Genomic DNA, 14,022 nt, shown 5'->3' with positions numbered 1-14,022 from the left:
GGAAAATACGGTTACCTTATTGAGTTTATCTGCGTCGCCCTGGCCGATGGTCATGGAGTACATGCGTTCGCAGTGCAATGATTTTGGAATGGCTATTCTCGATGCGGTCGGATTCGAGGGAATCGACGATGGCATTGCTTATTTGACAGTCCCGGACCAGTTCCGTGAAACTTGGCTGAACAGCCACTATGGCGAACTTTTGCGCAAGGCGTTTGCCTCGGTTGTCGGGTCTTCCTTTGTCGATTACCGCGTGCGTCAAATTGCGCAGTCCGCGGCGGTTCCCGAAATGAAGCTTTCGGCTCCGGCGGTGGCCCCTGCGGTTGTCAAGCAGGCGGAAGCGACTGCTCGCACCCGCAAGAAGTCGTGTCGCATCCCGAAACTCTATGCAAACTATACCTTCGAGAACTTTGTCGAGGGTGATTGCAACAACACGGCGCTGAAGGCGTGCCTTTCGGTCGTGGATCATCCGGGCGACATGGCCATGAACCCGCTCCTGGTTTACGGGGCGACTGGCCTTGGCAAGACGCACCTGCTCCATGCCGTTGCGGCGAGGCTTTGCGCGCGGAACTCCTCGCTCAAGGTCGTTTATCGCCAGGCCTATGACTTCTTGCGCGATACCATGGATATCGTGAGAGCGTCTTCCAAGAAAAACTGGACTCTCGCGAACGAGCTGAAGGAACGCTTCCAGGGAATGTATATCGATTGCGATGTGCTGCTTTTGGACGATATCCAGTTGCTCAAGAGCAGCGTCTATTGCCAAGATCATCTTGCAAAACTCATCAACACGCTCCGTCACGAGGGAAAGCAGATTATCTTGAGTTGCGACCGCCATCCGGGTTCGTTCCGCAAGCTCATGCCGGGCGAGAAGCCGACGGACGATCAGACGCCGCAGTTTACGTCGATTCTTTTGAACCATCTCGAAAGTTGTGTCGCCGTCGGGATCGAGGAACCCGATCTGAAGACTCGCATGGACGTTATCCGCAAGAAGTCGGAGAATCTCCCGTTCGTGGCTGAAGACCGCGAGGAAATCTGCAGGTTCCTTTCCATTCCGCCGCGTGCGAACGTGCGCCTCATCGAAAGCGTGCTTCACTGGCTCGACGCCATGCACAAACTGAACGGCGTGGAACTGAGCCTCCACTGCATCAAGCAGTTGCTTGTATCCCCGCAAAACGATGGCGCGACGCTTACGCTAAAGAATATCAGCGAAACCGTGGCCGCCTCCTTCCGTGTCGACACGATTGTGCTTTCTTCCAGGCGCCAGGACAAGGGCGCCTCCTTGCCGCGCAAGGTGGCGATGTTCCTTTGCCGCGAGCTCACCTCCGAAACGGTCGAGGATGTGGGCAAGGTCTTTAAGCGCGATTATACCTCGGTGATTGCCGCCATTCAGTCCCTCAAAAAGATGATGGAAGATGACGAGGCCCTTGCGGGGCGCGTCAGGGACTTGCGTTACATGTTGGAGTCCTGATGCGGGCTCTGGTAACGGGCGGGGCTGGCGTCGTAGGGAGGGCGCTATGCCGGGAGCTACAGGAACGCGGTGTGTGTGTGCGTGTCCTGACGCTCCCCGGTGATCCCCTGGTGCAGTCGTTTCCTCGAAATATTGATGTTGTTTATGGCGATGTTGCCGACTACGCCTCCATTCGGCCCGCGTTCGATGGCGTGGACTGCGTTTTCCACCTGGCGGCAATTCTCCTTTCGAGGGATGCTTCCGCGTTCGAGCGCATCAACGCGGGCGGAACGCGCAACGTGGTCTCTGCCTGCCAAGATTCGGGCGTGCGTCGCCTGCTTTATGTTTCGAGCATTTCTGTCACCTATCCGGTGCTCACTCCCTACGGGGCAAGCAAGCTTGCGGGGGAGACTGCGGTAAAGGAATCCGGGCTTGACTGGACCATCGTGCGGCCGACCCTCGTGATTGGTGACGGCGGGGGTGTTGAATTCAGGATGTATGCGGACTTTGTCTGCAGGTTCCCGGTCTACCCGCTCCCGGGGGGCGGTACCGCGCGCAAGAAGCCCGTCCGGAGTGTTGACCTCGTGAAGGGAATCGCCGCTGCGGGTCTTGCTCCCGAGGCTATCGGGAATACGTATGCGCTTGCGGGCCCCGAGGTGATGACGATGGCCGAAATGGCGGCGCGCATCTTGCGTACCGCGGGGAAACGCCACCAGATGTTCCCGCTGCCTTGGTGGATTGCGAAAAGGCTTGCGGTACTCCGGAACTGGATTGGCGGACGGCGCGTTTCTGCCGAGCAGGCGCTCGCCGGATTCCTCTATGATGCCGTACCCGGCATCGAAAATGCGGAAAAAGACCTCGAATATCACCCGAAAAACGCTTTGTAGGATGTTTTTTGCGTTTTTCCGTGTCGTTTCCCGTATAAAAGAGTATATTCAAGGGAAAGAGGTTCTTATGAAAAAATATTTGCTTTGTGCGGGCATTTTGGCCGCTTCGATTTCGCTTGTCGCCTGTGGCGGCAGCTCTCCGTCCGATACCGATGATGATATCTTGTCTTCTGCCGATGATTCCGGGAAGTCTTCTTCTTCGCAGGAGGAAGAATCGTCTTCGTCTGTCTCGAAGGATATTCCCAAGGGTGCACGCGCGGCCACCCTCGACGACCTCGAGAAGAACATGACCCTCAAGGGCCTGTTCGGGCGCGACATCTACCTGGCGACGGGCGAGAAGCACGGCCTGTTCTCTCTCTGGATTCCCGACACGGCATGGCTTGCCGCCCCGTCCGATTTCAAGGATGGCGTGCTCAATTTTAGCCAGGGTGCCATTACTTCTATCAAGATAGATTACGATGCGATTAAGTCCATGGAAAAGCTGGTGGAGAAGGATTCCGACCACTCCATGAGATTTATCGTGAACGAGGATGACCAGCTGCAGTATTCCCTGGATGGCGGGGAATACAAGGATGTTGGCGAGACTTCCGTCAAGAAGAATTCCTCGGTAGTCTGGAACGGCGACAGCCTTGCATCGAAGGAACTCTTTTGCAAGACCGGCGAGAATACCTTTACGGGTTATAGCTTCTATAAGGGCCGCTATGTGGCGACCGATGTTGTCCGAAATGCCAAACAAACGAACGATTCTCTTGTATCCTGGTCTGCCGGCTATTACGACATCCACCGCGGCAAGCTCCTGATGCGCCCGTTGTTCTACAGTGCTCCTGTGTATGCGCTGGTGTCGGCTTCCGTGAGCTCGGATTACAAGACGTTGACTATATCAGCGGAAGATGTCTCGTGCACGTTGAGCGAATTGAAGTATAACGAAGTGCCTGCTGCCGATCTCGAGGGCGAATGGGAATCTGACGAAGGCGGCCTCGCCTGGTCTCTTGACTTGCGCACCGACCGCACCTTCGAGGTGAAGGCCTTCAAGGGCAACGAGAACAAGGCGCTCAAGCAGGGAACGTGGGATGTCTACGGCAACCAGCTGCTGATGAAGGTGACCGGCTGCCTGGGCGGCAAGTGCACTCCGGCCGTGATAGGCTCTGTCTCGAAATGGAAGGCCGGCTCGTTCTTCAACTACGGCAATTCGGATCCCGACGATCCCTCGATTCCTGAGGACTGGATTGCTCCGGAGTACGAATAGTGGCGAGGCTGAACGCCATTGAGTGATTATGACGTTGCCGGTCTTGTGCTGGCAGCGTTTTTTATATTTGGATTGAATATACAAGAGGCTTGCCATGAAGGTTTATATAGCGCAGATGAATGTGGTTCCGGGAAAGCCGGAAGAAAATTTCAAGACAATGAAGGCCGCTGTCGCGCGCGCCAAGAAGGCGGGTGCGGAGGTGGTGCTGTTCCCGGAATTTTCGGTATCTGGCGATTTCAGCAGGCTCGGCTCCAGACAAGACGAAATCGGCTTCCAGATAAGGTGCCGTGATGCGGAAGTGGAACTTGAAAAGGTTTCGAAGGGTGTCGAGATTCTCGCAGGTACGAGTGCGATGCTCGAAGAATTCATGTACAACCATTATGTGAATGGCTGTGTCGAAGACTGGAAGAACGACTTCGAGGTCGTCTCTGATTATCAGGAATTCTCGATTGTCAAGGAAGAATACGTCGACGAGTTCTGCACGGATTTCGTGAAGGAAAACAAGAAGGCGATTGTCTACATGGGCGCTGTCGGGACGGAGAATTCCGGCAAGAACATCTATGCGCTCGATGGCGGTTGCCGCGTGTACGACAGGACGGGCAAAATTGCCTACCGCATGCCGCAGTTCCGCGAATGCGAGGCCCTGCTGGATATTACGAAGGGCCGCGTGAAGTTTATTTCGGGTCAAAAGTCCGTGAAGCCCGCGGAGCCGATTGCACAGCTCCATGATGCGCTCGTGTACATGATCCGCGAGAACCTGAAGAAGTTCCATATCGAACGCATGGTCATCGGTGCGAGCGGCGGTATCGACAGTGCCGTTTCTGCGGCCTTGTACGTGGAGGCGATTGGCGCGAAGAATGTTTACCTTGTGAATATGCCGACGCGCTTCAATTCCGATACCACGAAGAATGCGGCTCGCGATCTCGCGAAGAACCTGAAGACGCCTTACATGGTCGCCCCGATTTCTGACATGCTCGAAGCCGTGCGCGGGAGCCTCTCCAAGTGCAAGTTCGAACGTAGCGACAGGAAAATCAATATCGAAGGGCTTGCTTACGAGAACTTGCAGGCGCGCACCCGTTCTTCTTCCGTGCTGCTTTCGATTGCATCCGTGCTCGGTGCGGGTATCACCTGCAACGGCAACAAGAGCGAGGCCACTGCCGGTTACTGCACGCTCTACGGCGATACCTGCGGCGTGATGTGCGCGCTCGGCGACCTCTGGAAGACCCAGGTGTACGAACTGGCCCGCTATATCAACCGCAAGAAGGAAATCATCCCGAAGGCTTCCATCGACGTACCCGCGAGTGCGGAACTCAGCGAGGCGATGAACGTGGACGAGGGCAAGGGCGATCCGATCAAGTACCCGTACCACGACAGGCTATTCGCCTACTGGGTAGACCAGAACCATGGTCTCGAGGATACGGAGAAACTGCTCGAGAAGGGAACTCTCTGCAGGGAAATCGGGGCGGACCCGAAGTACTTCAAGAAGCTTTTCAAGACGAAGGCCGATGCGCTCGAGGACATGCGCGCATGGCACAGGCGCTTCCGCGGGCTTGCGCTTGCGAAACGCATCCAGTTCCCGCCGATCCTCTCGGTGAGCGGGATGGCGTTCGGCGGCGAATATACCGAAAGCCAGGGCTAGTTTTTACTTGTCGATGACGGCGGAGGCGACAACACCGTCTCCGTCGTAGAGTACCAGGATTTGCCCCGGTGTCGATGCGAACTGGGGCTCTTCGAATTCCACGGAGATACTGTCGTTCTCGAGCTGCGTGATGTGCGCGGGTGCGCCCTTGTGCCCGAGCCTGATCTGCGCGGACAGCTTGCCTGTAAGCAGGGAAGAGTCGCGGTCGACCATTAGGTTCAGGTTTACGGCGTGGACCTGGTGGCACTGCAGGGTGCTGCGTGGTCCGAGGACGACGCGGTTGTTCTTGGCGTCGATGCTCACGACGAACAGGGGTTCCGGCTGGCCGCCGATGTTTAGCCCCTTGCGTTGCCCGATGGTGTAGTGGACGATTCCCTTGTGCTTGCCGAGGATTTTGCCGTTTATATCCACGAAGTCGCCGGGGACGTTGTCGCTCTCGTCGAAGAGTACGGAGTAGTCTCCGCATTCGAGGAAGTCCTGGCTTTCCTTCTTGTCGGCGTAGTCGTTCCAGCCGAGGTCGCGGGCCAGGTTCTTCACGTCTTCCTTGTGCATGCCGCCGAGCGGGAAGATGACGGTGGAAAGCTGGTCCATGCTCAGTCTCGAAAGGAAGTACGACTGGTCCTTAGAATTGTCGGCGGCACGGTAGAGGAACGGCCTGTCGGGGGTGGTAAATTCGAGGCGCGCGTAGTGGCCGGTGGCGAATCGGTCGAAGGCGATTCCCATCTTGCGTGCGGTATGCAGGAGGGCGCCGAACTTGATGGTCTGATTGCAGCGGACGCAGGGGTTGGGGGTGCGGCCCGCGCGGTATTCGCTGCGGAAATAGTCGAGCACCTGGCGCTTGTATTCGTCGGAGACGGGGACGGTGTAGTGCGGGATTCCCATGCGTTTCGCGATTTCCTGCGCCTCGGCGATGCTTTCGTCCTCGTTGGGGCCGAAGCATCCGGAACGGCCCTCGATCTTGGGCATGCCGGGGATGGAGTTGTCCCATGTGGACATGGTGATGCCCACGACGTTGTAGCCCTGCTGCTTGAGGGTCCAGGCGGCGAGCGAGGAGTCGACTCCTCCGGAAAGCCCTACGGCGACGGTTTGCTTCTCTATTTCCATACCAAAAATATAGAAAAGAAGAAAGGCGGGCATTTTTGCGAAAATTTCTGAACCGCGCGGGCGGATAGAAATGTATTTTACGGATATGGTGAAAAAACTTGTTGACGCTCTTGATTCCGTGCTGCTTGGAAAGCACGATTCCGTTGAACTGCTTGTGATGGCGCTCCTTGCCGATGGCCACGTGCTGATCGAGGATGTGCCCGGCACGGGCAAGACGACGCTCGCGAAGGCGCTGGCGGCGGCTGTCGGTGCCGACTTCGCGCGTATCCAGTTCACGCCCGACCTTTTGCCCGCCGACGTGACGGGAGGTGCGGTGTTCAAGGCGAATACGGGCGAGTTCGAAATTCGCAAGGGACCCGTGTTTACCCAGGTGCTCCTGGCCGATGAAATCAACCGAGCCTCGCCGCGCACGCAGAGCGCCCTCCTGGAAGCGATGGAAGAGCGGCAGGTGAGCCTCGAGGGCGAACGCCACGCGCTGCCCGAACTCTTCATGGTGCTCGCGACCGAGAACCCGGTGGAATTCCACGGGGTTTTCCCGCTTCCCGAGGCGCAGATGGACCGCTTCATGATACGGCTTTCGCTCGGCTACCCCACGGCGGAGACAGAACTCGACATCGTGAGGAGCCACCGCGCGGGGCGGCCTTTGGCAAAGCTCGGCGCGGTGACGTCGCCGGAAGGCGTCCTGGACGCGCGGGCCCAGGTGCGGGATGTCCATGTCGACGAGTCGCTGGAACGCTATGCGGTGTCGCTCGTGCAGGCGACGCGCGGCGATGCGGGGGTGCGGCTTGCCGCAAGCCCGCGTGCGGGTATCAACCTGCTGGCGATGGCGCGAGCCTGCGCCTATGTCGCGGGGCGCGATTTCGTGAACCCCGATGATATCCAGAGGGTGTTCTACCCCGTGATGGAACACCGCGTGTTCGCGAAGGAGAGCGCGCCCGGCGCTTCGCATGCCATTCTCTCGGGAATCCTCTCGCAAACGTCTATCCCCAGGTAAGCTTGAGGCAGTCGTTTTTCAAGTGGTTTCTGGATTCTATCCCCAGGACTCCGCGCCGTGCCGGAATCCTGATGCGGCTCTATTACCTGTGGCGCGAACGCTTCACCTATGCGGGCCGCGCCTGTGCGAGCCTGTTCCTGTTTTCGCTGATGGTGGGCTTTGTCGCGAATTTCTGGCTGCCGTGGGTTTTCTCGGGAGTCTGCTTCCTCTTCATGCTGACGCTTGTCCCGTCGCTTTTCATGACGGCGCGCAAGACCCGTATCGAAGGCCGCGGTATCCGCGTCGTGAATGCGGTGGAAGGGAATGTCGCGCATGTCGAGCTCCAGTTCCGCGCCCTGAGTCCTCTTGACTACGCGACGCTTTCTTGCGAACGGATAGATACTTCGCTTGTCTGCAAGGAATCCGGGCCCGCGACGCTATGCGCGCCCGGGAGCGACCACACGCTGCGTTGCGATATAGCTACGTCGCGCCGCGGGGCCTTCGTGATTCCGCGCGTGTCGCTTGTCGTTCCCGAGATCAGGGGAATGCTCTGCTGGCCCTTTGTCTGCGGGGAAGCCGAACTTCTCGTGTACCCGCGCGAGATTGCGTTGCGTTCGTTTGCCTATCTCACGATGGGGAAGAACGGCCAGGCGTTCGCCCCGCTCCTCATGCCGGATTTCGGACGCGGCCTCGATTTTGTGGGTGTGCGCGAATACCGCGAGGGCGATTCCCTGCGCGACTTGCATCACAAGGCTTTTGCGCGCTATGGTCGTCCCTTCACTAAGGAATTCGAAGTGGAGCGCGGTGCGGGCATAGTGCTCGTTATAGATGTTACAGCCCGCTCGATACAGGAAAAGTACCGCGTGGAACCCTTGATCCGGCTAGCGGCCGGCGTTTGCCATTGGCTGTGCGAGCGTGGAATCCTCGGTAGGCTCTTCATTTGCGACAGCGAGATTGCGCTGAATGCGGACAGCCGCTTCGACGCTTGCCTGGAGGCCTTGGCGCGCATCCCGCGTGCGGAAGTATTCGAAAGGTGGGTTCGCGGCTCGTCTGCAAGATCGCCTGCAGGTAAAGTCTGGTCGCCCGCGGCCCGCCCGATGGGACCAGTGCTTCGGCTGGGGCTTGAGGTGGAATCAAACCCGCTTGTCCATAAGCAGGTTGTTGTAGCCTCGTCGGCTGCGAAGGAATGTGCGGAAGACGCGCTGTTTGTCGACTTGGATAGGCTTGATGCGGAGGGGGTGGCGCTATGAAAAAATTCACCCTGCGCGAATGGGCGAAGTTGCTTCTCCTTGGCATGACTAGCATCAACCTGGGATTCTCTTCGGGGTTGGTTTGGCTGGGCTTTATTTTCTTTGCGGTTTTCATGGTGGTGTTTTTCCGCAACGATGCCTCGCGCAATCCTGTGTACCGCAAGTCGATAGCCTACGGGCTGATTGTTCCCTTTGCCATCTGGTGGGTGCTTAGCCCGCAGGCGGAATATGGAATTTCTCCATGGCTGGTGTATATTCCCGCATATTATCTCTTGTCGCTTGCTTTGTTGCAGATGCGAAGTCTAGGCAATGGCGGACACGATGTCTTTATCCTCTTCAATGGCGTGGCGGCGATGCTGTTGAGCTGCTATCAGGGGTATGGAAACGGAGCTGCGGCGGTCCTTGTGGCGCTCTTGATCCTTGTCCATGCCTACGCCAGGCCCCGAGTCAAGTGGTGGAAACATGCGCTGTTCTTGCTCCTTTTGGCGGGCTTCTCCGCCATCTCGTATGCGGGATTCCAGTACTGGCGTCATCACCGCAGCTACAGCGCCGAGCGCATGGCGAACTACTATGAGAAACGCAACCTGATGGGCTTTGACCCTGTGGTAAAGCTCGGGTCGTTCGAATCCAACTTTGCAGGCAAGTACAACCGCGAGGTCGTATTGCGCGTGTGGGATACTCTCGCTCCGAAGTATATGCGCGCAGCCGTGTACGAAAAATACGTGGGTGGCATCTGGAAACTTCCGGCACACCACGACCGCATGCTCTACGCTTCGCGCTACAAGGTGGATTACGCCGTGTTCGAAACCCGCGATTCCGTGTCGTCTGCCGATAGCACGCGCCCGGTGTGGGTGCAATCTTCGCTCGACAATTTCGGGTTTATTTTCGCCCCTTACGATGCCGTTGCCGTTGCCGCGAAGAATGCGGATTCCGTGGAATATTTCAGAGCGAATATATTCAAGCAGGGCGATACTCGCCGTGGCGATTGGTTCTACTACATGCCGGTGCCGAGCGGCTCCACGGGGCCGTTTGTTGCGGGTACATATGGTAACGATACGCCGGACAGTTCCTACTTGCAGGTCTTTGCACCCCTCGCGGGCTTCCTCGATACGGTTGCGATGGAAATGGGGCTTGATACGATTCCTGACGAACCGGCTGTATTAAGACCATATCGCTATTCTCGTGCAATAAGTGATTACTTCTTGAATCATTTTGCGTATTCCTTGAAGGTTGACGATTCCAAGGAGGCTGCCGCCAAGCTGGGCGCGAAGGCAGACCCGCTTCGGGTCTTCTGGGCGACCCGCTCCGGCTATTGCGAGTATTATGCAACGTTGTCTGTGCTCCTGTTGCGCCGTGCTGGAATCAAGGCTCGTTATGTGACGGGTTTTGCCCGCCCGGAAGTCGAACCGGGGCGCCCGTATGCAATATTCCGCCGGAATTCCTCGCATGCGTGGGTAGAAATGCGTAACATGGGAACCTGGGCAACGTTTGACCCGACGCCTCCGCTGTTCGTGGTGAAGGTGGAACGCCCCTCCTGGTTTGACATGAAGTTTGAATGGGTGCGTGCGCGTGCGGCCCGCGTTTTCCACGTGTTGCGCGATGGGGAATGGAGGCTTGCCTTGAATTCCTGGCAGGATGCCGTGCAGAACATCCTCTCGGGGACTGCCCTCTATGTGGTTCTCGGGTGCATCGCGCTTGCGGTTATTGCTTTCAGGTTCGTGCGGGGGCTCCGTTGCCGCAAGTCAAATGCGGGATACGCGCAGTCCGTGCAGCACTGGGTCAAGGGGCTCGATTCTGCGGAAAAAGCACTTGCTAGGCTCGGGCTTGTCCGCAAGCCCGGAGAAACGGTCGGTGCGTTCTTGCGGCGGATAGAAAATACAGAGGGTATCCCGCAAAAAAGGCGCGCCCTCTTCGAGCGTGCCCTGGATGTAATTCGCGATTACGAGAAGAACCGCTGGCGCCGTTAGTTTGCCGCGCGGATGTAGTATTCCGTCGCGTTCTTGTTGGTGAGCGAGTCCGTCATGTCGTTCACATGGAACAGGAGTCCGTGAAAGTCCATGTAGGTGTCGTTGATGGTCGGCGTGACCGTGTAGCTTCCTTCGACGGGTTCGCCGCAACGGGAAATGTCGATTTTGATGTTAAGGTTCGCGCCTGCGATTTCCCATGTTCCGAACGAACTCTGCCCGGCACATCCGCGGCCTGCCATTTCGGATTCGGTCGTGTTGGAGGTGCAGGTGAAGGTGAACTTGCCGTCCTTGGTAAACTCGATTGTGCTTGGTGTTGTACCGAAGTCGATGTGGACGCTGCTCAGGTCGAGTGTCTTGATGGCCTGGAGGTTCCAGGTGCCGACGAGGCAGTCCTTGCTCAGACCGTTGGCGCACTTTTCGACCATGGTCGGTTCGGGGTCGTCTCCACAGGCAGAAAGGAGCGAGAGGCTTGCTGCGGCAAGGACGGTCAGGAAAATTTTTTTCATAGAACTTCTCCGGATAGTGTTTTTAGAGAATATATATAAAACTTTTGCAACTAGCTAGTCGACATATCTTTTTTTGATGTTATTGAGCCTTAAAAAGGGGCTGGTGTTGCTTTTTTATACAACGGAATTTGGATTCTAGGCTCGATTATCCAGCGTTTATGATTTATTTTACATGGTGACGGGCTGGTTACCTGTCTATGTTATGGAGTATAAAATGAATCTAAAGAAAATTGCACTCGCAGCGTGCGTTGCTTCGGCTGTATACGCAGCGCCGGACCCGAATTTCCATATCTATCTCGCGTTTGGCCAGTCCAACATGGAAGGTCAGGGCGATATCGGGAATCAGGACACGACGGTTGACAAACGTTTCCAGGTTCTCTGGGCGGCCGATAACGGCTCCTGTTCTGGGAAGACCAAGGGCAAATGGTCTACTGCCGTTCCGCCGCTGGCCCATTGCCAGGGCGCGAAGCTCGGCCCCACGGACTACTTCGGCCGTACCATGGTCGAAAAGACGGATCCCCAGATCAAGGTGGGTGTCATCGTGGTGGCTGTCGCGGGGTGCAGTATTGACCTGTTTGACAAGGACAACTACGCAAATTATGCGAGGACGCAGCAGAGCTGGATGACCCAGCGAATCAACACCTATGGCGGCAATCCCTACGGTCGCATGATCGAGATGGCCAAGAAGGCCCAGGAAGAAGGCGTCATCAAGGGCATTATCTTCCACCAGGGCGAAACGGATGCCGGTAACGGCCAGTGGCCCTCCAAGGTCAAGAAGGTCTACGACAACATTATCAAGGATCTGGGCCTCGGTAGCGACATTCCGTTCCTCGCTGGCGAAGTTCTGCGCAGCGGCGTAAGCAGCGGTGCCAACAACAACATCGCGAAACTCCCGCAGCAGTCCAAGAACTTCTATGTGGTCTCTTCCGAGGGCTTCAACCAGGCATTGGGCGATGGCCAGAACGTGCACTTTACCTCGCAGGAATACCGCGACTTCGGCAAGCGCTATGCCGAAAAGATGATCGAAGTGCTGGGCGACAAGATCAAGCCTGCGACCGCGGCCGCGTCAAGCAGTTCCGAGGCGAAGTCAAGCAGCAGCCATCAGGCAGAAAGTTCATCGAGCGCGGCGTCCAGTTCCAGCCATCACAATTGGTCCTGGCCGAAATCTTCTGCGACGGATGCCATTGATTTGCAACAGGCTCAGTCCGGAATCATCGGAAAGGTAGTCGTGAAGGATAACCGCGTGTCCGTCCCGGTCATGGCGTCCGCGAACCGCATTGTCGCGAAGGTCTACAGTTTGCTTGGAAACGAGGTCCTTGACTTTGGCAGCAGCTATGCCGGTGGCATGCTCGGGTTCGATTCCGCGATGCTTCCGTCTGGAAACTACATTGTTTCTGTCGAGGTGGGCGCTGTTCGCTCGGTGCAGAAGTTGAAGATTAAGTAAAAATCACCTCTTTGGGGTTCGGTTGGAGAAGCAACCAGGGGTGGTGATGAGGCCTAGGCGATGGAAACTACGCTTAGGCCTTTTTCGTTGACCTTGAACTTGATTTCCTTGCCTGCGAAAGGAAACCCGTAAATGCGTTCGGGGTCGTCTTGGTAATGCGGGCGCGGGTCTTGCGCGAGGACTTCCCTGAGTGCGTCCATTTTTCCTGCAGGAAGAGCGTCTGCGAGTTCCGCGGGAACGACCACGGGGAGCTTGTCTTCGGCGACTGCCGTGGCGAAACCTCCCTTCGCATCGGAGATGGCGTCCGCATACGGCAGGTAGGGCTTGATATCCACGATGGGGGTGCCGTCCATGAGGTCTGCGCCGCTCACGACAATTTCGGGCCCATCGCAACCTTCTAGCCGGATTTCCTCGATTTTCACGCAACTCATTGCGATGGGGTTGGGGCGGAAACTGCTGCGGGTCGCGAATACCCCGAGCCGAGTGTTGCCTCCGAGTCTGGGCGGCCGTACGGTCGGTTTCCAGGTGTCGCGCACGTTCTCCGAGAAAATCCAGAGGAGCCACAGGTGGCTGAATCCGTCAAGTCCACGCAGGGCATCGGCGTTGCGGAATTCGGGTTCGAAACGGATCGTGGAACGCAGCGCGGGAACTATCCCGCTCTGCCTCGGAATCCCGAATTTTTCGGGAAAGTCGCTTTCGATTCGCGCGATGACCTTTAGTTCCAGACTATCCATGACGGAAAATATCTAATAATTTTTTTGCCGCCGTGCTTTTTTACGGATCTTTCGGGGCCGGATTGTTGTAGTTGACGGCATTCCTGCGCTTGAGTTCCTTGTTCAGCGGCCAGTATATAAAGGCGAACAGGATGTAGCCGCACAGGAGCACAATCCAGTGGTTCAGGTGGAGGTAAATTTCCAGGTAGCGCATCTCGATGAACATGAAGGGGCCCGCGATGAGGAATAGCGGGAGCTGCCTGCACTGGTCGCCCAGCGAAAAGCGGCTCTCGTAGCTCACGATGGAGTTCATCATCGGGAAACTCGTGCAGAACCCGCCCATGAGCCTCTTGATGACCATGAGCCCGGCGACTACGCCCGCGATGGCCGGGGCCTTGATGTAGACGGGGAGGGGCGTCTTGTAACGCACACCGGACTTGTATTTCTGTTTTTGGAAGAGGATTACGCCTACGGTGAAATCAAATGCGCACGCCCCGAGGAACATGGCTTCGGTATCGGGGACTATGGGCATGAGGAAGGTCCCGAGGGCGACAAAGCAGGCAAGACCGATCACGATGGAGGGAATAATCGGGATTTTGACCTTGTAGTGCATGATCCGCACGATATGCACGTACAGGAGGCACATGAACCCCGAAATGGCGTTAGCTGCCCCCATCGGGAGACCGACGGCGATGTAGGCGAAACCGCAGGGGATGGGGATGGTGGCGGCGACGGCCTTGAGTTGGGGATCCTTGGTGTAGGCGCTGAAAACGCCTAAAGCGGTCACCATGAACACGAGCAGCCAGTCGTAAAACGCGAAATGGAAATTGAGGTTTTCCAACATGGAGG

Annotated in this window: 12 protein-coding genes; 8 read left to right on the top strand and 4 right to left on the bottom strand. The window is 57.0% G+C overall.

Annotated features, from left to right (window positions below):
• The first annotated feature begins 61 nt into the window (after positions 1-61).
• The 4 genes from B2310_RS04020 (at position 62) to nadE (ending at position 5,216) form a co-directional block, all read left to right on the top strand.
• Positions 62-1,465 carry a DnaA ATPase domain-containing protein gene (locus tag B2310_RS04020; RefSeq protein WP_290723026.1) on the top strand — a complete coding sequence of 468 codons (1,404 nt, stop codon included), beginning with the start codon at positions 62-64 and terminating at the stop codon, positions 1,463-1,465.
• Positions 1,465-2,331, top strand: coding sequence for an NAD-dependent epimerase/dehydratase family protein (locus B2310_RS04015; RefSeq protein ID WP_290728869.1), 867 nt, complete (start codon positions 1,465-1,467; stop codon positions 2,329-2,331). The genes B2310_RS04020 and B2310_RS04015 overlap by 1 nt, the downstream gene beginning before the upstream one ends.
• Positions 2,332-2,398: 67 nt before the next feature.
• Positions 2,399-3,577: a hypothetical protein gene (locus B2310_RS04010; RefSeq protein ID WP_290728867.1), complete on the top strand. Its 1,179-nt coding sequence runs from the start codon at positions 2,399-2,401 to the stop codon at positions 3,575-3,577.
• Between the two features lie 94 nt (positions 3,578-3,671).
• Positions 3,672-5,216 (top strand): NAD(+) synthase, encoded by a 1,545-nt coding sequence (nadE, locus tag B2310_RS04005; protein ID WP_290728865.1) that lies wholly within the window; start codon positions 3,672-3,674, stop codon positions 5,214-5,216.
• 3 nt (positions 5,217-5,219) lie between these two features.
• On the opposite strand, the gene mnmA is transcribed toward nadE, so the two are convergent.
• A complete protein-coding gene (gene mnmA / locus B2310_RS04000; protein WP_290728863.1) occupies positions 5,220-6,320 on the bottom strand; it encodes a tRNA 2-thiouridine(34) synthase MnmA in 1,101 nt (366 codons plus the stop codon).
• An 85-nt stretch (positions 6,321-6,405) separates the two neighbouring features.
• Between mnmA and B2310_RS03995 the strand changes: the two genes are divergently transcribed.
• The 3 genes from B2310_RS03995 to B2310_RS03985 are packed head-to-tail and all read left to right on the top strand — an operon-like array spanning position 6,406 to position 10,510.
• The gene (locus B2310_RS03995; protein ID WP_290723013.1) at positions 6,406-7,314 is read left to right on the top strand and encodes an AAA family ATPase; all 909 of its coding nucleotides are present in this window, start codon (positions 6,406-6,408) and stop codon (positions 7,312-7,314) included.
• Positions 7,315-7,316: 2 nt separating this feature from the next.
• Positions 7,317-8,543 (top strand): DUF58 domain-containing protein, encoded by a 1,227-nt coding sequence (locus B2310_RS03990; protein WP_290728862.1) that lies wholly within the window; start codon positions 7,317-7,319, stop codon positions 8,541-8,543.
• Positions 8,540-10,510 carry a transglutaminase-like domain-containing protein gene (locus B2310_RS03985; protein ID WP_290728860.1) on the top strand — a complete coding sequence of 657 codons (1,971 nt, stop codon included), beginning with the start codon at positions 8,540-8,542 and terminating at the stop codon, positions 10,508-10,510. Before B2310_RS03990 ends, B2310_RS03985 begins: the two co-directional genes overlap by 4 nt.
• Here B2310_RS03985 and B2310_RS03980 read toward each other — a convergent pair.
• Positions 10,507-11,016 carry a lipocalin family protein gene (locus B2310_RS03980; RefSeq protein ID WP_173381628.1) on the bottom strand — a complete coding sequence of 170 codons (510 nt, stop codon included), beginning with the start codon at positions 11,014-11,016 and terminating at the stop codon, positions 10,507-10,509. The genes B2310_RS03985 and B2310_RS03980 overlap by 4 nt on opposite strands.
• Before the next feature lie 214 nt (positions 11,017-11,230).
• Between B2310_RS03980 and B2310_RS03975 the strand changes: the two genes are divergently transcribed.
• Positions 11,231-12,460, top strand: a complete 1,230-nt coding sequence (locus tag B2310_RS03975; protein WP_173381629.1) for a sialate O-acetylesterase — start codon at positions 11,231-11,233, stop codon at positions 12,458-12,460.
• A 53-nt stretch (positions 12,461-12,513) separates the two neighbouring features.
• On the opposite strand, the gene tsaA is transcribed toward B2310_RS03975, so the two are convergent.
• Positions 12,514-13,194: a tRNA (N6-threonylcarbamoyladenosine(37)-N6)-methyltransferase TrmO gene (gene tsaA, locus B2310_RS03970; protein WP_173381630.1), complete on the bottom strand. Its 681-nt coding sequence runs from the start codon at positions 13,192-13,194 to the stop codon at positions 12,514-12,516.
• Positions 13,195-13,234: 40 nt separating this feature from the next.
• Positions 13,235-14,017 (bottom strand): hypothetical protein, encoded by a 783-nt coding sequence (locus B2310_RS03965; protein WP_290728858.1) that lies wholly within the window; start codon positions 14,015-14,017, stop codon positions 13,235-13,237.
• Positions 14,018-14,022: the final 5 nt, after the last annotated feature.

The organism is Fibrobacter sp. UBA3629, from assembly GCF_002374005.1.
In the GTDB taxonomy this organism is placed as follows: domain Bacteria; phylum Fibrobacterota; class Fibrobacteria; order Fibrobacterales; family Fibrobacteraceae; genus Fibrobacter.
The sequence above is the reverse complement of the archived record's forward strand: the minus strand, read 5'-3'. Positions and strand labels throughout refer to the sequence as shown.

What these genes read in the sequence shown, in the direction of transcription:
- B2310_RS04020 (WP_290723026.1), top strand. Translation starts at nt 62, where the DNA reads ATGCGTTCGCAGTGCAATGATTTTGGAATGGCTATTCTCGATGCGGTC.
- B2310_RS04015 (WP_290728869.1), top strand. Translation starts at nt 1,465, where the DNA reads ATGCGGGCTCTGGTAACGGGCGGGGCTGGCGTCGTAGGGAGGGCGCTA.
- B2310_RS04010 (WP_290728867.1), top strand. Translation starts at nt 2,399, where the DNA reads ATGAAAAAATATTTGCTTTGTGCGGGCATTTTGGCCGCTTCGATTTCG.
- nadE (WP_290728865.1), top strand. Translation starts at nt 3,672, where the DNA reads ATGAAGGTTTATATAGCGCAGATGAATGTGGTTCCGGGAAAGCCGGAA.
- mnmA (WP_290728863.1), bottom strand. Translation starts at nt 6,320, where the DNA reads ATGGAAATAGAGAAGCAAACCGTCGCCGTAGGGCTTTCCGGAGGAGTC.
- B2310_RS03995 (WP_290723013.1), top strand. Translation starts at nt 6,406, where the DNA reads ATGGTGAAAAAACTTGTTGACGCTCTTGATTCCGTGCTGCTTGGAAAG.
- B2310_RS03985 (WP_290728860.1), top strand. Translation starts at nt 8,540, where the DNA reads ATGAAAAAATTCACCCTGCGCGAATGGGCGAAGTTGCTTCTCCTTGGC.
- B2310_RS03980 (WP_173381628.1), bottom strand. Translation starts at nt 11,016, where the DNA reads ATGAAAAAAATTTTCCTGACCGTCCTTGCCGCAGCAAGCCTCTCGCTC.
- B2310_RS03975 (WP_173381629.1), top strand. Translation starts at nt 11,231, where the DNA reads ATGAATCTAAAGAAAATTGCACTCGCAGCGTGCGTTGCTTCGGCTGTA.
- tsaA (WP_173381630.1), bottom strand. Translation starts at nt 13,194, where the DNA reads ATGGATAGTCTGGAACTAAAGGTCATCGCGCGAATCGAAAGCGACTTT.
- B2310_RS03965 (WP_290728858.1), bottom strand. Translation starts at nt 14,017, where the DNA reads ATGTTGGAAAACCTCAATTTCCATTTCGCGTTTTACGACTGGCTGCTC.